We start from the raw sequence: 17,208 nt of genomic DNA, 5'->3' as shown, positions 1-17,208 counted from the left end.
CCAGGCACTGAAAAACTGGCACGATAAAAAGCCAGAATTATTCGTTAAACGCGTCTATAACCAAGCGGGTCTTGACATCTAGGCTCTATGTCTCCCCCAAGAAAATGTCGATTTCGTTTTTCAATCGTAATCAGTCCCGGATGAATTAGCTTCATCTACTCACGTTAGAGCTTAGAAGCAGTCGCGTTGCCAAGAAGCCTTTACCATGCCAAAATCGTCAAGTTACCAGGGCAACCATAACTTATCTTAATAACCCTAATAGAACGCGCGTTAGCGCTGTACCCAATCGTAGCAAGGGGAATTGCACATCTTATGAGGATAATGTACCCATTTTTAGACTGGGATCTCAAATTGTTCTTCGACCCCGACGAAAATCAAAGCCGCCTACCTGTTTAATGGCCAGCTGGCACCGCCGGAATCATGATTCAACGACGTGCTGCGCAAGGGGCCAAAAGCTGTCGGTTTCGTGATTAAAAAGGACGACGGAAAACTTGGTACAAAAACGACCGAGGAAGGCGTGCGCAACGGTCGGTCCCGGCTTACCCGCTCAACGCGTCACGCAAAACGGGACTTCTGTCGTTGCATGTAACGAATTAACCTTAGGGAACCGCTGATTAATTCAGGATTTCCCGGAATTTCGCCTGTAAGCCCTTGATTTATAAGAGCACAGCTTCCCTGGATGCGAATAAATCAGCGCCTCCTTAGCGATGATAGTCAATGTTTAAATTGAAGCCTTCTTCGAAAAAATGCATAACCCTTTCGACATCATCAACGCTTTCAATAGTAAGGTCGTCAAGCATTACCATGACTTTGACATCGTCAGCTTCAGGATAGTGCAGTACGTGAGTAACTGCGAGTGCCCCGGAAAAACCCTTTACACTTAACGGTTCCGTATGGAAAAGCGGATAGCTAAGTATAACCGCCGAGCCAATCTCAGGGACGGCAGCTAACGCAAGCGTTCCTGTAACAGTACCAATAGAACTTGTTTCGGTGAAAACACTAAAATCGATATAAATTTTCATTTTGGAAAAGGCCTATTAGGAATCCAGATTTCTGTTGACATTAAAAATTCTTGAGACATATCACACCCCATTAGTTGGCCTAGCGACAAAATTGCATTGATGCTTTTAATTCTTCCAGCGAGACCGTCGACATGATTAGTCCACTTGATTGTACCAAACATCTCTTTATCATCGACGAGCATCTCATTTTTTTTGACTCTTGCGGCGTCTATTACCTTCCTAGCTTCCTCCTTAAGTGCTCTACAAGGATCTTCAGATTTAACGCATACTCTATCAAATACAGATTCCTGATCGGGTGTCATTCTTTTTGGACGCTGCACTGAAAACATGCCATCAAATGGATTTTTTAGATTGGGCCATGGCAAAGATGTAGTGGTCGGGAAGGAATTGTCTCCATCTATTACTGGTGGCGGAGCATTCGAGCAAACTATAAAGAAACCGGCAATTTTGCATCCAGACAATCCGCTCGGATCGACCATCGATAGTGGATTTGACGAGGCATATGCATAGGTATTTAGGCCGCCTTGAATTCCAATAACATCACTTTGAACGAATCGCCCAGTGTCAGGGTCGTAGTCGCGATGAAGATTGTAGTGGAGTCCGCTTTCCACATCAAAGTATTGACCTGGGAATCGTAATCCATAGGAAAATCTTCCTACGCCGATGGGATCTTCAACGGCCAAATTATTTCCAAAAGGACTAGAAGTCCAACTCCACTTAGGCCGATTTAATGTGTCCGTGATCAGCCTCGGTGTGTTAATTTGGTCGGCATAAACATAATTGATGGTTCCATTTGCGAATACTGCAACCGGCTGATCACCCAGCCATATGTGTTCAGCGAGAGTAGCGCCTGTTTGATCAAGCTCAGCAATAAGATGGCCTCGCTCGTCATATGTGTAGCGACTCGTGGGATCATGTACCCATCCGCAGCTGGCCAGTCTTCAAGGCCAGGCACGTTTTGCGTACACTGCTAACTACCGACAAGCCTTCGCTGATCTCATGACCCAAGCCCTGCATAGCCAAGCGCGAACGACGCACCTAATTCGCGAAGAAATCAAGAACTCCAAGCTCTCCCAAGCAGAGTTAGCAAGGCTCTACAACGTCACGCGGCAGACGATCAGGAAGTGGCAAGATCGCGAAACGCCGCTTGATGGTTCGCACTGCCCCAAGACGATGAATACCACGCTGACACCGGACCAGGAACTTGTCGTTGTCGAGCTGCGTAAAACGCTTCTGCTGGCCACCGACGATCTGCTCGCGGTAACACGCGAGTTCATTAATCCGGCCGTCTCTCGTGCCGGTCTCGGCCGTTGCCTGCGCCGTCACGGCGTGTCGGACTTGCGCGATCTCGTTCCTGTGTTGGACGGCGAAAAGCCCATGGCCAGGAAAACCTTCAAGGATTACGAGCCGGGCTATCTCCACGTCGATATCAAATACTTGCCGCAAATGCCGGACGAGACATCCCGGCGCTATTTGTTCGTCGCGATCGATCGTGCAACCCGTTGGGTCTTCATGGAAATCTATGCCGACCAGTCTGACAGCAGCAGCACCGATTTCTTGATCAAGGTAAAAAATGCCTGCCCGATCAACATCGTTAAACTACTGACCGATAATGGCAGCCAGTTTACGGACCGCTTCACCAGCAAGAAGAAGGACCCCGTCACCGGCGATCGCATCCCGTCTGGCAAGCACGCCTTCGACGTTCTCTGCAAAGCCCTGGCGATCGAACATCGGCTTATTCCACCTCGCCATCCACAAACCAACGGCATGGTGGAACGCTTCAATGGCCGCATCAGCGAGATCGTTGGACAGACCCGTTTTGGTTCCGCTGCCGAGCTCGAATCGACGTTGCGCAACTATCTAAAAATCTACAACAACAGCATCCCACAGCGCGCTCTCGAACACCAAACGCCGATCCAGGCACTGAAAAAATGGCACGATAAAAAGCCAGAATTATTCGTTAAACGTGTCTATAACCAAGCGGGTCTTGACAGGTAAACTGCTTTGGCTACCGTTTCTCATAGGAGAATTCGACAGACACCGCTTCAGCCGGTAGCAAAAAAACAATCGCCTTCGGGCGATTTTTTCCTTGTCCGAAGCGAGCAGGGCACCCGAGGAAACCGCACGACGCACCGTTTGCGCACTTTTCTACTCACCCTGATATCGCCTGTAGATCCGCAAAGTATTCCAGGCGACCGGCAGGGTCGCGTCGGTACTGCCCAGTTGCAGAAAGAAGACAAAACGCCCGTCAACGTCAGATCCAGTGAATGCACCCCGATGATTGCCCCCGGGCGTTGAATGTCCCGATGTGTCACGCCGGGCTACGCGCCACTCGTGAACTTTTCGTTGACAGAAATCTTCCAAAATGCCCGTTTGCGATGGTACCGAACCGGACACCACTTTCGTGCGCGTGACCGCCAATTGGCGCCCCACCCAGCCACCGAACCCAAATGATTGAAGTGTCAAACGAGGCAGACGAATGACGTTCGAGTTTCATTGCAAAGGTTGCGGCCAGATCCATCAAGGCATGCCGGCACTCGACGCGGCCGCGCCGTTGAGCTTTTACGCTGTGCCGCAGGACGAGCGTGCAGCGCGCTGCCAGCTTGATACGGATGCCTGCATCATCGACGGGCAGCAGTATTTCGTCCGTGGCTGTCTCGAGATCCCGGTGCACGGCGAGTCCGAGCAGTTCTCCTGGGGCGTGTAGGTGTCGCTCAGCGAGCAGAGTTTCCAAAAATGGGGCGCATGTTACGCGTCCGAGCAGCGTGCGCATATTGGTCCTTTCTTTGGCTGGCTGAATGCCGCGCTCCAGCCATATCCGGACACGGTGAACCTGAAGACCCAGTTTCATCTCAGGAACGGTTTCATTCGGCCATTCATCGAACTGGAACCGACCGACCATCCGCTGGCGGTCGAGCAACGCGAGGGGATATCAGTCGAACGGGTCGCACAGCTCTACGCAATCGTGGTGCATGACGGGGAGGGCGGTAACGATGCTGTCTGAGTCTGTCTCCGCCTGCGATGACTTCTCCTCGCTGATTGGGAAGCGCGTCGACGCATACTTCCACGCCGATGGCTAGTGGCACTTCTTCGTGGCGCTGCGCGCCGAGGAGGGGCGGAGCATCGTGTTTTCGACCGAAGATCGTGGTTTGGCCAGGTATTTCGAGGTGTTCCCTCTGAAGTTTGCGGTTGAAGCCACCGAGGGGCGTCAGGGGTGTCGTTCGAACCGCTCCTCATCGAGACGGTACGCCCGCTCTGGCGGCTGGAATGGCTTGAGCCCACGCCAGACGATGGCCAGTTCCTTGGCACCGGCCCCATCATGTTCACCATGCGGGTGCAGGCCCTGCTTCACTATCGGCAGTGCATGTTGCGTGCGTTCTGGCAGGCGTTACGTTGTCGGACAGCGCGGGGCGGACTGTCCTCTCGTCCGCTTCGGACAGCGCCCCCTTCAACGTCGACATAGCGGTCGAGCCCGCAGCTGTCGCGCTTCTTCTCGAGGGCTTCGCGGGCGCTTGAGATTGTCGCGAGCGCATTGCATCGCGGCGCTCGCGACGGTGGTGCGTGAGCGTCCAGCTGTCGGGATCGGCAGCGCGACACGCGGGAACTTTTCTTGCAATCCCGGCTGGCAGCAGGCCGCCTGAGCCGGTTCAACGCGTTCCAGGCCGTATCTTCCTTCAATAGCGCCTCCATCCGGCGCGCATCTTCTCCGTCCACGTGGCCATTGAGGAAGTCGGGCAGTCGCACCAGCAGGCGTTGTTGTTCATCCATGGCTATTGCCTTCCTGGGCGAACCAGCGCGCCATTAAGAAGAAACATTTCCGGCTAAGTCTTGTCGAGATTTTTTACATGTGCGATGAAAAACGTTGCTCGGTACACCATAAGTTCTTGTTTCTAAACTGCAATTTATAGCTGGCGCGAAAATTGCTTATTCACAATTATTTTGATTGATGATTATGAAAAAGCTTTACTTCAGCCTTTGTGCCCTTATTGTTTCTTTGGCCGCCATCAGTGGTGGCGCTAGCGCAGGGGTTGTCGATTTCGAAGATTTTGTGGTCCAAATTGGAGCGCCACGTCCCCTAATTATCGACAAGGGTCTAACGTTTAGCGGCACCAATATGGACGTCTACGGTCCGTACGTCGGCGGATTTTTTGTACCAAATGGTACCTTCTGGCTGCATACCAACCATTATTTCATTACCACTATTACTGCCACCAGTGGCGCTGATTTCTCGATGTCGCAGCTGGACATGGAATTGACCAGCCTTTTTGATTTACAAGCCCAAGAGTACGCCACGCTCGTCGGCCATAGGGCGGACGGCCTTACCGTGACCACAGATATTCTGGTCAGCGCATCGGGTTGGAACACATTCATCCTGAGCGGATTTAACAATCTGACGTCTCTTGACATCTTCAAGCGCGAACTTGGTGAAGGTTCCCTGGGCTTTGATAATCTCGTGTTCAACGAGCAGGCCATCCCGGAACCAGGGTCGATTTTCCTGCTAGCACTGGGTTTGTTCGGACTGTCAGCGGCGCGCCGTCGTCAGCGCTAACGTTGCATTGCGGGCATTCCGATGCAGGCAGCCGTGCTTGGATTGTTCGTGCATTGACGGGCTGTTAAAATTTGCGCTCCACTTTCCATGATCCATTTGCAGGAGCATACAAATTTTACGTTTTCTACTCGGCGCGGTGATGGCACGGCCAAGGCTGACAATCGCTGTTGCCTTACTGGTGCTGGTGGCCCTGGCCGCCACGATCACCTACACCGGCTTGCTGGTCGTAGGCGTATTGGCCGAATATCTCGGCACAAGCCGGTTCGTCGCGGGCCTGCTGCTGGGCGCTCTGTTCGCAAGGTTGCCCTGGATTAGCAGAGGCAAGCTTCGTATCGTCGGGCTGTTGCCGAAGCCGGTTCGTCTGCCATTGATGGCGAGCCTGCTCACACTTTGCTTGTTGCGCTTTTTGATGCAAGGGGACGCCGTGTCGGCCCTTTGCGCAGGCTTGACGATGATTTTTGTGCTCGCCTTTCCCTTGTGGAAAAAACGTCTGTTCGCGCGACTCTCGCCTTCTGCATTCAACTTTGCAGCGGGCCGAAATGCGGCTGTCGCCGCCGATAACACAGTGATTGAAGGTGACTTCAGAGAAAGAAAAGACTGATGCCGTCGTTCGAACTTTCCACAGGCTGTTCTCCTTCGTTTCAGGAAAAAATCCACATTCAGCGGTCTGTGGCAGTGTAGTTCCTTGCGCCAACTGTATGACCGCGTGCCTTGAGGCCTGGTGTAGCGATCATTCAGGCCAACGCACAGGCACCCAGCATGCTGCTCTGATACCAGGTGTCAACGGCGATTTAAAACTGATACGTTTTCACCACCAGCATGCGCTCGATTTTTCTCTCTTCTCATAACCCGTTCAGCCAGCCTTGCCGGCGCCGATGCACTTGACGGTACCGGCCTGCCGCGGGTGTTTAATGCGGTAGTTTTCGCCGGCGATCGGCACGACATGTGCGAGGTGCAGCAACCGGTCCAGCAGCGCTGCCTTCAACGTCGCGTCCTGTGCAAACGTCGCATCCCATTGGCCGAACGGCAGGTTGCTCGTCACGATCAGGCTGCCTTTTTCGTACAGCGCCGCGATCACTTGGAAGAACAGGTTGGCCTGCTCGCGCTCATTGGAAGGTAAGCAATTTCATCAATGATCAGCAGCCGGCGCCGGCGCCGCTTCGGCGATGCGCTCGATCACGATAGCGGGACGCGGTGCGGGTGGTTCCGGCGCCGCTGCCTGCGGCCGCGCGGCAGCGATGTCGCCTCGCCATGGCTGCGCCAGTACCTGCAGGTAAGCCACTTCATTTGCCATCCGTTCGGACGGTTTCTCCTGCGTCGTGCCGTGCACACGCGCGTTGGCGACCTCGCGCAGCGAGCGTGTCACCTCCACGTTGGCCGTGATGACATCGAGCTGCAAACCGCTCTGGTCCAGGCGGCTTGCCAGCGGCACGTAAAACGACCTGCGCAAATAGCCGTTGAAGCGCTCGACCTTGCCCTTGGTCTGGGCCCGGTACGGCTGGCACAGTTTGATCCTGAAGCCGCTGTGCCTGGCGAAGTCGAGGAAGCCGGCGTGGTTTCAAGGCTGCTCCGCAAAGCAGCTATCTTCTCAAATCGGTGTATCAGTTTTCAATCGCTGCAGACAGCATGGGCGTCGAGTCCCAAGTGAAGCAGCTTGGTGTAAGCACACCCCCTTACCTTGCGCGACCAGCCCTGATACAGCGTATCGAGCGCGCGCATCGCCACCGGCCATTTCGGCCAGCAATGCACTGGGCGCCATCGATTGCGTACTCAAAGGCGCTCGCCTACAAGCAGTACGAGCGATGGACCAGCCAGAAATTGTGTCATGAAAATATTGTCGTGAATGCATGGGTTTTTGTCGAGAGGAATCGACGCCGTCGCGGCCTGGAAAAACCGGCTGAAAAAAATTAACGATATTTTGAACCTGACGCCAGACGCCAGCGAATAACTCGATGAAATGACAGAGGCCCATCGCCCCTTTAAAAAAACCAGCAGATTTGCGCGCCGATTTTTCAGCAGCGTGATTTGAATAATTCACAAAAACTTAGTGACTTGAAAGACCTTATATGCGTACGACATGTAGAACTTTGACTCTCCTTGCAGCGCTTTCCAATGCGTTGGTCGGTTGTGGCGGATCGACAGAAGGGCCGCCCGCCGTTTCGACGGTTCCAACGCCGGCACAAACGCCGGTACAAACGCCGGTACAAACGCCAGCTTCTCCGGTGACGTCAAGCACCGACCTGCAGTCCTTCGCCGCTGCCTGGATTTCGTACAACATGGTGCAGACCGCGCCCCTGCTGCAGCTCACATCGGGCGCATCCGGCTCGTGTCCTTCGGGCGGCAACGCGCGCTTCGACGCCTCGACACAGATTGAGACGCTGGCAGCCTGCGGTAGCAAGCAATTTCCTGAACATCTGTATTCGGGAAGCTTTACCGTCAGTAACCTGAGCAAGAACAACGCTTCCGGGTTGACGACGATGAGCATCGGCACACCATCCATCACCGTGGCAAACGCAAGTAGCCAGACGGAATTTTCCCTCGAGTCCGGCGATATCGGCGGCTACTTCACGGACAGCGATACGGCAGACAGCTACTTTTTCGCTTCGAATTCACTCATTTTCAAAGCGGGACAGGTCAGCCGTTACGTACTGAGCAATGCGGGGTCGACTTCGATCGTGATCGCCATTCTCAACGGCCAGCCTGACCGGTCCACCAATAATCTCGTCTTCACGACCAATAATGGCAAGGACACCTGGCAGGTCCAGGTGATGAGTCCCGTTCATGAAGCGGGCACGGCGCGACCTGACCGGGGCAGCCTGCTCATTACCCGGCTTGGAGCGACTCAGGCTCTGAGCGTTTCGTTCGGCACAAATAATAATCTGACACTCAGTGGCGGCGAGGATGGCGCCGGCAGCCGCACGTTCAACTGGAGCGACGCCGTGGTACAAGCGGCGCTCGAAGCCGGACGGAAATGACCGCGGCGGCCCTGATCTCCTTGCGTGAGGCCGCGTTTTTCGATTCGCTGGAAACCAATTTTCAAGATGGAAGATATGAAGAGCTCATTTAACAAGCAGTACGAGGCCAACCCACAGGCCGACGGGTCCATTGAACTGATCGTCAAGGCAAGCCGTTCGGGCGCGTTTGGCAAAGCCAGCGCCCCCGGCGCGACGGCAATTTTCCTGATCGCCGTGTATGTCGGCCTGTTCATCGGCATGCTATTTCTCGGTCAATCGATGGTGGGTGGCCGCTTTCTCGACCGGCACATGGGAACGGTGGCAGTCCTTGCCCTTGCAGGCCCGGCACTGGTGCTGAAGTTCGCCTTCGGCGCCAAAAAAACCGTCATTCTTCTCCAGCCGGCCGGGCTCAGATTCGCTAACGGATCGAAGCAACTGGCGTCGCACGATGTCAAGAGCTTCGGGGTCATGACGGAGTCGGTTAGCAGCAATAACGGGCATGTCCAGTCGGCGTATGTGTACGCCGATGCGCTGGGACAGCGGATCAAACTGACCGGCCATATGAAAAACGAGTTGGCCACGGCAATCCGCGATGAGATCGTCGAATTTTATAGTCGGGGGTAGTTACCAGGTCAGCGGGACAAATATGCATGAGTTCGGTCGCTTTCGGGGGGCAAGGAGCAGCAATCTTGTTGGCCCGGGGGCGGAATCGAACCACCGACACAAGGATTTTCAATCTTCGCGCCGTGCCTGCTAACACACTGTCGATCTGCCGGACCAGGGTTCTTCTATCGGCCGGCAGCTTAGCGTGGATTGTTATTCGTACTATCCATGGCAGACCCGCTGGCGTCCCACAGCGCGGTTCTGCCTGCCATACCGTATTTCCGGATCAACCATCATGCTTGTATAGAACACGAAACCCGCACATTGAACCGGCGACGGACCGGCCGATTTCGGAGGATGGAGAGGCGTTTGATGAGGAACTGGCTTGAACTGATGCAGAAGGACACCGTCGAGAACATCGATTCCATTCGCACGACGTACCGCGAGCAGAATATCTATTTGCAGTCAGGATGGCAGTCGGCTCGCCACTAGCGGATGCGCGAACAGTTGTTGAAATCGGTAGGGCCGGATCCGACCCGAACCGGAACTTCAAGCGTCTCTTAGTGGAAGGCCAGCAATAATCGCTTCCACTGCATTGACAAGGATGTCACAGCTTTGCGCCTGGGTTGCATCGGATACGTCACCTGCCGTGTCAACGATGGTGCGGACAGTTCCCAGCGCCGCACCAGCGCCGAAGTGGCCTTGCGTTCATCAATGAGAAACAACCCGCTTCTGCAATAATGCCCGACGACGTCCCCCTTCCAATGCGAGTATGCCCGCCAGCATTAGTAGGGCAGTAGTCGGTTCCGGCACGACTCCCGTCGCCGTATAGTCCGTACCTGACTCTGCTGTAACACTGAAATCTTTCACCAGATTCCCGCGCTCGTCTCGAACGATAATTTGATTCAAAATAGCTGTGTTGCTGAAATCGGCGACCGCCTTGCTGTCTGGCTCCCAACTCCAGATCTGTGCCAGTGCGTAGAAACCGATGATGAATTCAGTGGGCCGGTTGAATTGAAATGGCACAGTGACAGTCGCAACGCCGTCTCGCACTTCGAAATTCCGCTGTTGATCCCACATTTCGTACCCGCCAATCACGGGAACATATTGAAATAAACTGCGGGCAGTCGCGCCGCCGCTACTGTCAGCGATGCCGTCCACGGCAAAATTGAATTGCGCAGTTCCAGTTCCATTGCCTCCATGAAATACATACACGTCACGGAAGCTGGTACGTGCGCCGACGGAAGCGAAGGATGGGAACTCGCCTTGGCTGGCATCGCCTGTCAGCTCGACCTCCGCACGCGCTTTCAGGATTCCATATCCACCCGTGCCCGAGGCCTTGAAATTCAGAGTCCAGTTGGTTTCTGGCACTGCAACCGATCCAGCGCATCCCGCCCCTGTGCGGTTCTCGCAGGCATACCAGCCAGCAGGGTCGTTCGACCCATAAAATCGAACATAGTCGAGCGATTCGAGCAACGGCCCAGCTTGCGTCACCGCCGACACCAGTAAACCTCCGAAAAAAGCAATCAAACGTTCCGTTTTCATGGCGAGCTTTCTTTATGGTTGGATTCACCATTGCAAGCAATTTCGATGCCAATAATTATTCCTCTGTGTTTACAAAGCCTTAGCTAATCCAAAATCGTTACCATGTAAATATTATCGACAGTTCCCCCTATGTCAGGATAGATGTCGCGTCACTTGAATCAATTTAATCCATGCGGGGCGGAGCAAAGACGTGCAGTGAACCAGTATCGAGCAGAACGCAAGGAAGCCATTCTTCGGCAGATGATGCCGCCGGAGAACAGGTCGGTGTCGGCCCTGGCGAAGGAGAATGGCATCTCGGAATAGACACTTTATAATGGGATCGGAGCGCCACTTCCTGTACAAGCTGCGGCGTTACCGGGAGGGGGGCGGAACGTTTCCGGTCGAGGGCGTCGACATGGTGGAGCGCTTGGTCGACGCGGTTGCTGCCGCCGAACCGTTCGCCGCCGATGCTGGGCGCGGTATGGCGGCTGCACAAACGGGGCAGGCTGCGCCGACGCGATTCGACCGGGAAACACAGCTGGCGCCGATCGGGAAGGGTTTTATTTGTTAAACGAGAAAATGCGCCCGACTGACTTGACGTCTCAGGCACAGACCCGGGGTGCGACGGCCGCTGGCCTGGCGCGGCCGTCGTGCCTGTGAGGCGCTTCTGATACGTCGCATCAAACACCGAGTCCGTCAACCACCGCTTGCAGTCCGGGTTGTCGCCGAACTGCTTGAAGAGCGCGGTGTAGTCTGTCAGCAGGGGCAAGACTTTGCGCCCCGACGCCTTGTCGTGCGCCAGCTTCGCGTTCTTCCGCAAATGGACAAAGTCACCCTCACAACGGCCTATAACAATAGGCCGCTATTTTTCCTTTTCCATACCCTTTGTATTTTGCATCCTTCAAAAAAATCACTGTGCCTGATTCCGACGAGCCAAAATAATAGAAGATTAGAGATCATCGGGATGAGCGAAAATGAAAAGAAAATAACTATATCTTGATCAAAATGTCCACTGCCCGAACCAGTCACTATTTCGAGATATATAACGAATTCACCGATGTAGATGAAAATAGACAAGAGGAAAGCGATGATGAATGGCCGGTCTTTGAGTACCCTGCAAATCACAATATTGGTAAGGCAATGTGTGATAAGCGGAATCCCACTAATCAGTACCAGATACACGCCAATACCTCTGATATCGGCATCGTTTTTGCCCAAGTCTACGATTAAAAACCATATAAGTGCAATCGCAAGCTGAGACAAAAGTGCAGTGAATGTATAAAATATCATCGTTTGTCCATTGATTTGAACTTCTCACTTTTCGTTCACATCACTTGGATTAAGTCGACGGCGCATTAACTGGATACCATATTATTTCTACCTTGGCCAGTCAGGCTGCATTACCATCGTGGCCCCCCACGAGCGCCCGTGCAAACAAACCCGCAAGCCAGTAGATGACGGCCGCAACCTCTTACCCGACACACCAGTCAATGATGCGATGAACGCAGGCGCAGCCTTTGACGGGACTTGCCCAGCGTCAATGTGACGATCATTCCTCCATGCAACTATCTTCACGCCGGATCTTGCAAGCCAGTCAGCACTGCGACAGCTTTTTTCGACGTCACCGATCAGCATATTGAGCGCGACACACGCGCTGGAGCAAGGCGGCATGCCATGACCCTCTATCAGATCAAGCCGCAGTTCCAGGCGTGGCTTCGGCCCTTGGTGCGACGCCTTGCCAGTTGCGGGGTGCGCGCCAACCAGGTGACCGTGCTTGCAGCAATTGCCTCGCTGGTGGTCGGCGCTCTGGTCGCGGCGCTGGCACAGCGGCCGGCGCTGTTTCTGATCCTGCCGCCATGGCTTTTCATGCGGATGGCGCTCAACGCCATCGATGGCATGCTGGCCCGGGAGCACGGGCAGCAAAGCACACTGGGCGCATATCTCAACGAGCTGGGAGACATCGTTTCCGACCTGGCCTTGATCGCCCCTTTTGTTCAGACAAGCGCGTTTGGCGGTGCCGACGTGTTTGTGTTTGCCTTGTCGGCGGTCCTGGTCGAATGCGCTGGCCTGATAGGGCCACTGGCGCGCGCCAGTCGACGCTACGACGGGCCGCTCGGCAAGAGCGACCGTGCGTTCATCCTTGGCGCGCTATCGCTCTGGATCGGGCTCGGAATGGGCCTTGGTCCGCTGGGTCACATTGTGTGGATCGGGTTGTCGACTTTGTCGATCCTGACCATTTTCAAGCGGGTGCGCGGCGGAATCATTGAATCCAGGCAGATCTCAACGCAATCTTCGGAGCCGATCTTATGACACGCAATCCGTCAGAGTCTTCTTTTGTCACCCATGATGGCCAATCGCTGTTCTATCGCTACTGGCCGGCCGTCAGCTCGCATGCGCAAAATACGCAAGATGCGGTCATTCTGTTCCATCGAGGGCACGAGCATTCCGGCCGGGTGGCCCACCTGTGCGATGAACTGGACCTGCCTGACCACGCCTTTTTCGCGTGGGACGCGCGCGGTCACGGCCGTTCACCAGGCGAGCGCGGCTACAGTCCGAGCCTGGCGGACTCGGTGCGCGATGTCCAGACCTTTGTCGACCATATCACGGACACCTATGGTATCCGGGTCGAGCAGATATCCGTCATTGCGCAAAGCGTCGGCGCCGTGCTGGCCACCACCTGGGTGCATGACTACGCGCCGCGCATACGCTGCCTGGTGGTGGCCTCGCCCGCCTTCAAGGTGAAACTGTATGTGCCATTTGCCCGCGCGGGACTGCGCCTGCTGTATCGGCTGCGCGGAACGTTTTTCGTCAACAGCTACGTGAAGCCAACATACCTGACGCATGATCCGGCGCGCATCGCCAGCTATCGCCAGGATCCGCTCATCACGCGGCCAATCGCCGTCAATATCCTGCTCGATCTGTACGACACCGCGCAGCGCATTGTGGAAAACGCAGCGGCCATTACCGTGCCCACATTGCTGTTGATCTCCGGGGCAGATTGGGTGGTCCATCGTGGACCCCAGGACGCATTCTTTGGGCGGCTCGGCTCGCATGTCAAAGAGTGCATCGTGCTCGACGGCTTCTTTCATGACACGCTGGGAGAACGCGATCGCGCGCCAGCGGTGGCGGCGATACGGCGCTTCATTGGACGCGAACTGGCGTCGCCAGCGACACCGGTGTCGCTGCGCCAGGCGCACCTGCGCGGTAGTTTCAAGGATGAAGCCGACCGCCTGGCCAAGCCACCGGCCACTGGTAGCCCAGCCGCCTTGTACTGGGGCATGACGCGCGCCGGCTTGCGGCTGGGAGGTGTTTTGTCCGATGGTGTCAGGCTCGGGCATCAGACGGGCTTTGATTCCGGCTCAACCCTGGATTACGTCTACCGCAACCAGGCGGCGGGGCGTTTCGGGATCGGCCGTATGGTCGACCGCAATTACCTCGATGCCATTGGCTGGCGCGGTATCCGCCAGCGCAAGCAGCACGTCGAGGAACTGATCGGGAATGCCATTCTTCGGCTGCATCATGCCAGCGTGCCAGTACGCATTGTCGATATCGCGGCCGGTCATGGCCGCTACGTGCTCGATGCGCTGGCCTCGCAGAAGGCGCGCATCAACGGCGCGGAGGTACAAGATATTTTGCTGCGCGACTACAGCGATATCAATGTGCAGCAGGGGCGCGCGCTCATCCGCAGCAAAGGACTCGAGCGCCTGGCGCGTTTTGAGACAGGCGACGCGTTCGATGCGCGCAGCCTCGCCACACTCAAGGCGCCAACACTTGCCATCGTATCGGGCCTGTATGAGCTGTTCGGCGACAACGACATGGTCGCCCGCTCGCTGGGCGGTCTGGCCCAGGCAGTCGGTGCGGGAGGCTATCTGATCTACACGGGCCAACCGTGGCATCCGCAACTGGAATTTATCGCCCGCGCACTGACCAGTCACCGGCAGGGTTCTGCCTGGGTCATGCGGCGCCGTCCGCAAGCAGAAATGGACGAGTTGGTGCGCGAAGCGGGTTTCGAGAAGATCGCGCAGCGCATTGATCCATGGGGTATCTTCACCGTCAGCCTGGCACGGCGGATTGGACACGCAGCGTGACGAACGAGCGGCTACGCATCCGGGCGGATCAGCTGCCTTTGCCGCCAGGCCCGAAACCGAATTGGCTTGCGCCGTTGCTGCTGGCCGGCATGGGCGCGCTGTTTTTTACCTCCTATGCCTGGTCAAACTGGCTTGCCAGCCAGCGCGTCGATATTCCGTCCCTGTACTTCGCGTGGGAGCGGCACATTCCATTCATTCCCTGGACGATACTGCCGTACTGGTCGATCGATTTTTTCTACGCCGGTTCCTTCTTTCTTTGGTCAACACGCGCGATGCTGTTGACGCACGCAAAGCGGCTGCTGGCGGCGCAATTGATTTCGGTCGCCTGCTTTGTCGCCTTTCCGCTGCGTTTCGCCTTCGAGCATCCTCCTGCCCATGGATGGGCCGGAACGCTGTTCACCTTATTGGGCGGATTCGACAAGCCATTCAATCAGGCACCGTCGCTTCACATCAGCCTGCTCTTAATACTATGGGTGGCTTACGCGGCGCGCGCGCGGGGTGGCTGGCGGTGGTTACTCCATGGCTGGTTTGCGCTGATCGGCGTGTCTGTGCTGACGACCTATCAGCACCATTTCATCGACGTGCCCAGCGGCTGGCTGGCAGGCTGCCTGTGCGTGTTTGCGTTTCCGCTTTCCGAACCGACGGGCAGGGCACTGCGGTGCGAGCAAACCCGTCGGATCGCACGTTGTTATGGCATCGGTGCAGCGGCAATGGCGCTGCTATCGCTGGCCATCGTGCGCGACACCCTCGCCGCAGGCTTGTTGCTCGCCTGGACCGCGCTCGCGCTCGCCTGCGTCGCACAGCAGTATCACGCCGGTCGACCAGACGGCCTTGGAAAACAGGCCGATGGCACATTTCCAATGGCAAGCTGGTGCCTGTTGGCGCCCTATCTGTGCGGCGCCTTTTTCAATGCCAGGTGGTGGACACGCGGCCAGCCAGGCGCGTCGCGCGTGGCAGAAGGACTTTGGCTGGGCCGTTTTCCGACCGCTGCCGAGCTACGCCGCACCGGGGCGAATGCCGTGCTCGACCTCACAGCGGAACTCCCGCGGCTGGTTCGTCCCAGCGTGTATCGCTGCATACCGGTACTTGATCTGACCGTACCAAGCGAGAGCGATCTGCGCGTCGCCGTGGACACCATCCATGCGTGGCAGGCGGATGGACGCACGGTCCTGGTCTGCTGCGCGCTCGGCTATTCGCGCAGCGCGCTGGTGGCAGCTGCATGGCTAGCGGACCAATCCCCGCAGCCAGTTGCGCCGTCGCAGTTGCTGGCACAGCTGCGTGCCGCCAGACCTGGCGTCACGCTCGGGCCGCGCAGTATGGAGGGGCTGGCGGCTTATATGTCGACGAAGCGGAATCAAACGGAACATCGGCCTTTAAGCGGAGTGGACGATGCCATATAAAGACACATGCAACCTGGCGGATGGCGTCAGTAAATGGCTCGCGTGTGTAACGGGTAGCAGCTTGCGCGCCGCCGCGCATCTGAATATGGCGGGCTTGATTTTGGCGGCCGTGCTTGTGCAGCGTACTGACGTCAAACCGATGGCGACTGCGCTGGGCGCAGCGACGTTGTTTCTGGCGGCCATCCAACTGTATCTGTTGCTTCGCATCGAAATCGACCGCCAGTTGTTTGACGTCCTCGCAAGCGCCCATGGCCCGCACGATCTTGCCGCACTCGACGACGCGCTCGCTGTTTTAGCCCTGTGCACTCGAACCAATGCCAGCCGCTCGTTAACAGCACGCTCACTCGGCGCATTTCGCTTTGTCAGGATCACCGTCGTGGTGACGGCACTGCAGTTGCTGGCAGCCGGCATGGGTTTACTCCTTCAACAACCATGAATTGGCTCGCCCGACAAATCGCAGATGCCATCGTCCTGTCGGCTCGTCTGCTGACAGGGGCAAAAGCACGCTGGCGCGGCTGCCTGCCCAGCGCAGCCCCGCGTGTTTATTTCGCGAATCATCGCAGTCATGTTGATTTCGTGCTGATCCGGGGTTGCCTGCCCCCGCCACTACGCCTTATCACCCGGCCGGTCGCTGGCGCAGACTACTGGAATGCTTCCCGCTTGCGGCGCTTCATCGGTATCGACGTGTTCAATTCACTGCTGATCAGCCGCTGTGACTGCCGCGAAGTGGGTGACGATCCCGTCGCGCAAATGACGCAAGCTGTGCAAGAGGGCGACTCATTGATTGTCTTCCCTGAAGGCACGCGCAACACCACCGACCAGGCACTGTTACCGTTTAAAAGCGGCGTCTACCATCTTGCGTGTGCGTGCCCGGATATCGAGTTTGTCCCGGTGTGGATCGACAATCTCGATCGCGTGATGCCGAAGGGTGAATGGATTCCCGTGCCTTTACTGTGCACGGTGACATTTGGCGCGCCCATCCTGCTGCAGGAAGGTGAGATCAAGGATCAGTTCTTGCATCGCTGCCGCGCAGCTCTGCTGGGGTTCGCCCCCAGCCTGGAATAGGCC

General features: G+C 56.3%; 16 protein-coding genes and 3 pseudogenes. 13 read left to right on the top strand and 6 right to left on the bottom strand.

The features are described 5' to 3' along the window. Window positions 1-701: 701 nt before the first annotated feature. Both V6M87_RS16200 and V6M87_RS16195 read right to left on the bottom strand, forming a co-directional pair. The gene (locus V6M87_RS16200) at window positions 702-1,022 is read right to left on the bottom strand and encodes a hypothetical protein (RefSeq protein ID WP_332877674.1); all 321 of its coding nucleotides are present in this window, start codon (window positions 1,020-1,022) and stop codon (window positions 702-704) included. Then, a complete protein-coding gene (locus V6M87_RS16195; protein WP_332877685.1) occupies window positions 1,019-1,765 on the bottom strand; it encodes an RHS repeat-associated core domain-containing protein in 747 nt (248 codons plus the stop codon). The genes V6M87_RS16200 and V6M87_RS16195 overlap by 4 nt, the downstream gene beginning before the upstream one ends. A 256-nt stretch (window positions 1,766-2,021) precedes the next feature. Between V6M87_RS16195 and V6M87_RS16190 the strand changes: the two genes are divergently transcribed. Continuing rightward, the gene (locus V6M87_RS16190) at window positions 2,022-3,020 is read left to right on the top strand and encodes an IS481 family transposase (RefSeq protein WP_332877673.1); all 999 of its coding nucleotides are present in this window, start codon (window positions 2,022-2,024) and stop codon (window positions 3,018-3,020) included. Window positions 3,021-3,501: 481 nt separating this feature from the next. After that, window positions 3,502-4,026 (top strand): annotated as a pseudogene (locus V6M87_RS16185) (DUF2199 domain-containing protein). A 347-nt stretch (window positions 4,027-4,373) separates the two neighbouring features. Here the strand turns inward: V6M87_RS16185 and V6M87_RS16180 are convergent. Further along, complete coding sequence (locus V6M87_RS16180) at window positions 4,374-4,790, bottom strand: hypothetical protein (protein WP_332877672.1); 417 nt, start codon at window positions 4,788-4,790, stop codon at window positions 4,374-4,376. 184 nt (window positions 4,791-4,974) lie between these two features. On the opposite strand from V6M87_RS16180, the gene V6M87_RS16175 reads away from it, so the two are divergent. Together V6M87_RS16175 and V6M87_RS16170 are read left to right on the top strand one after the other, a co-directional pair. Beyond that, window positions 4,975-5,571, top strand: a complete 597-nt coding sequence (locus V6M87_RS16175; RefSeq protein ID WP_332877671.1) for a PEP-CTERM sorting domain-containing protein — start codon at window positions 4,975-4,977, stop codon at window positions 5,569-5,571. 139 nt (window positions 5,572-5,710) lie between these two features. Next, complete coding sequence (locus V6M87_RS16170; protein ID WP_332877670.1) at window positions 5,711-6,172, top strand: hypothetical protein; 462 nt, start codon at window positions 5,711-5,713, stop codon at window positions 6,170-6,172. Between the two features lie 252 nt (window positions 6,173-6,424). Here V6M87_RS16170 and V6M87_RS16165 read toward each other — a convergent pair. Together V6M87_RS16165 and V6M87_RS16160 are read right to left on the bottom strand one after the other, a co-directional pair. After that, a pseudogene (locus tag V6M87_RS16165) lies at window positions 6,425-6,717 on the bottom strand (ATP-binding protein); the annotation flags it as partial. Beyond that, window positions 6,701-7,126: pseudogene (locus V6M87_RS16160) on the bottom strand (IS21 family transposase); the annotation flags it as partial. The pseudogenes V6M87_RS16165 and V6M87_RS16160, both read right to left, overlap by 17 nt. 71 nt (window positions 7,127-7,197) lie before the next feature. On the opposite strand from V6M87_RS16160, the gene V6M87_RS16155 reads away from it, so the two are divergent. From V6M87_RS16155 to V6M87_RS16145, 3 genes are all read left to right on the top strand, one after another. Continuing rightward, window positions 7,198-7,482: a hypothetical protein gene (locus V6M87_RS16155; protein WP_332877669.1), complete on the top strand. Its 285-nt coding sequence runs from the start codon at window positions 7,198-7,200 to the stop codon at window positions 7,480-7,482. Window positions 7,483-7,658: 176 nt separating this feature from the next. Next, on the top strand, window positions 7,659-8,546 hold the full coding sequence (locus V6M87_RS16150) for a hypothetical protein (RefSeq protein ID WP_332877668.1): 888 nt from the start codon (window positions 7,659-7,661) through the stop codon (window positions 8,544-8,546). 66 nt (window positions 8,547-8,612) lie between these two features. Continuing rightward, entirely contained in the window at window positions 8,613-9,149 is a 537-nt protein-coding gene (locus tag V6M87_RS16145) for a hypothetical protein (RefSeq protein WP_332877667.1), read from the top strand. Between the two features lie 690 nt (window positions 9,150-9,839). Here the strand turns inward: V6M87_RS16145 and V6M87_RS16140 are convergent. Beyond that, entirely contained in the window at window positions 9,840-10,673 is an 834-nt protein-coding gene (locus V6M87_RS16140) for a PEP-CTERM sorting domain-containing protein (RefSeq protein WP_332877666.1), read from the bottom strand. Window positions 10,674-10,986: 313 nt separating this feature from the next. On the opposite strand from V6M87_RS16140, the gene V6M87_RS16135 reads away from it, so the two are divergent. From V6M87_RS16135 to V6M87_RS16110, 6 genes are all read left to right on the top strand, one after another. Beyond that, window positions 10,987-11,223, top strand: a complete 237-nt coding sequence (locus V6M87_RS16135; RefSeq protein WP_332877665.1) for a hypothetical protein — start codon at window positions 10,987-10,989, stop codon at window positions 11,221-11,223. Between the two features lie 1,103 nt (window positions 11,224-12,326). Beyond that, a complete protein-coding gene (locus V6M87_RS16130) occupies window positions 12,327-12,962 on the top strand; it encodes a CDP-alcohol phosphatidyltransferase family protein (protein ID WP_332877664.1) in 636 nt (211 codons plus the stop codon). Continuing rightward, window positions 12,959-14,740: a bifunctional alpha/beta hydrolase/class I SAM-dependent methyltransferase gene (locus V6M87_RS16125; protein WP_332877663.1), complete on the top strand. Its 1,782-nt coding sequence runs from the start codon at window positions 12,959-12,961 to the stop codon at window positions 14,738-14,740. The genes V6M87_RS16130 and V6M87_RS16125 overlap by 4 nt, the downstream gene beginning before the upstream one ends. Then, a complete protein-coding gene (locus V6M87_RS16120) occupies window positions 14,737-16,140 on the top strand; it encodes a phosphatase PAP2/dual specificity phosphatase family protein (protein WP_332877662.1) in 1,404 nt (467 codons plus the stop codon). The genes V6M87_RS16125 and V6M87_RS16120 overlap by 4 nt, the downstream gene beginning before the upstream one ends. Further along, a complete protein-coding gene (locus V6M87_RS16115) occupies window positions 16,130-16,576 on the top strand; it encodes a hypothetical protein (RefSeq protein ID WP_332877661.1) in 447 nt (148 codons plus the stop codon). Before V6M87_RS16120 ends, V6M87_RS16115 begins: the two co-directional genes overlap by 11 nt. Then, window positions 16,573-17,205 carry a lysophospholipid acyltransferase family protein gene (locus V6M87_RS16110; protein ID WP_332877660.1) on the top strand — a complete coding sequence of 211 codons (633 nt, stop codon included), beginning with the start codon at window positions 16,573-16,575 and terminating at the stop codon, window positions 17,203-17,205. The genes V6M87_RS16115 and V6M87_RS16110 overlap by 4 nt, the downstream gene beginning before the upstream one ends. Window positions 17,206-17,208 lie beyond the last annotated feature (3 nt).

Source organism: Massilia sp. S19_KUP03_FR1 (assembly GCF_036688685.1).
In the GTDB taxonomy this organism is placed as follows: Bacteria; Pseudomonadota; Gammaproteobacteria; order Burkholderiales; family Burkholderiaceae_D; genus JALYUM01.
Note: the sequence above shows the minus strand (reverse complement) of the source record. Positions and strands in the feature narration are given on the sequence as shown.

Coding starts and splice junctions, on each gene's coding strand:
- V6M87_RS16180 (WP_332877672.1), bottom strand. CDS start 4,790: ATGGATGAACAACAACGCCTGCTGGTGCGACTGCCCGACTTCCTCAAT.
- V6M87_RS16170 (WP_332877670.1), top strand. CDS start 5,711: ATGGCACGGCCAAGGCTGACAATCGCTGTTGCCTTACTGGTGCTGGTG.
- V6M87_RS16175 (WP_332877671.1), top strand. CDS start 4,975: ATGAAAAAGCTTTACTTCAGCCTTTGTGCCCTTATTGTTTCTTTGGCC.
- V6M87_RS16130 (WP_332877664.1), top strand. CDS start 12,327: ATGACCCTCTATCAGATCAAGCCGCAGTTCCAGGCGTGGCTTCGGCCC.
- V6M87_RS16145 (WP_332877667.1), top strand. CDS start 8,613: ATGGAAGATATGAAGAGCTCATTTAACAAGCAGTACGAGGCCAACCCA.
- V6M87_RS16200 (WP_332877674.1), bottom strand. CDS start 1,022: ATGAAAATTTATATCGATTTTAGTGTTTTCACCGAAACAAGTTCTATT.
- V6M87_RS16115 (WP_332877661.1), top strand. CDS start 16,130: ATGCCATATAAAGACACATGCAACCTGGCGGATGGCGTCAGTAAATGG.
- V6M87_RS16110 (WP_332877660.1), top strand. CDS start 16,573: ATGAATTGGCTCGCCCGACAAATCGCAGATGCCATCGTCCTGTCGGCT.
- V6M87_RS16140 (WP_332877666.1), bottom strand. CDS start 10,673: ATGAAAACGGAACGTTTGATTGCTTTTTTCGGAGGTTTACTGGTGTCG.
- V6M87_RS16190 (WP_332877673.1), top strand. CDS start 2,022: ATGACCCAAGCCCTGCATAGCCAAGCGCGAACGACGCACCTAATTCGC.
- V6M87_RS16155 (WP_332877669.1), top strand. CDS start 7,198: ATGGGCGTCGAGTCCCAAGTGAAGCAGCTTGGTGTAAGCACACCCCCT.
- V6M87_RS16125 (WP_332877663.1), top strand. CDS start 12,959: ATGACACGCAATCCGTCAGAGTCTTCTTTTGTCACCCATGATGGCCAA.
- V6M87_RS16135 (WP_332877665.1), top strand. CDS start 10,987: ATGGGATCGGAGCGCCACTTCCTGTACAAGCTGCGGCGTTACCGGGAG.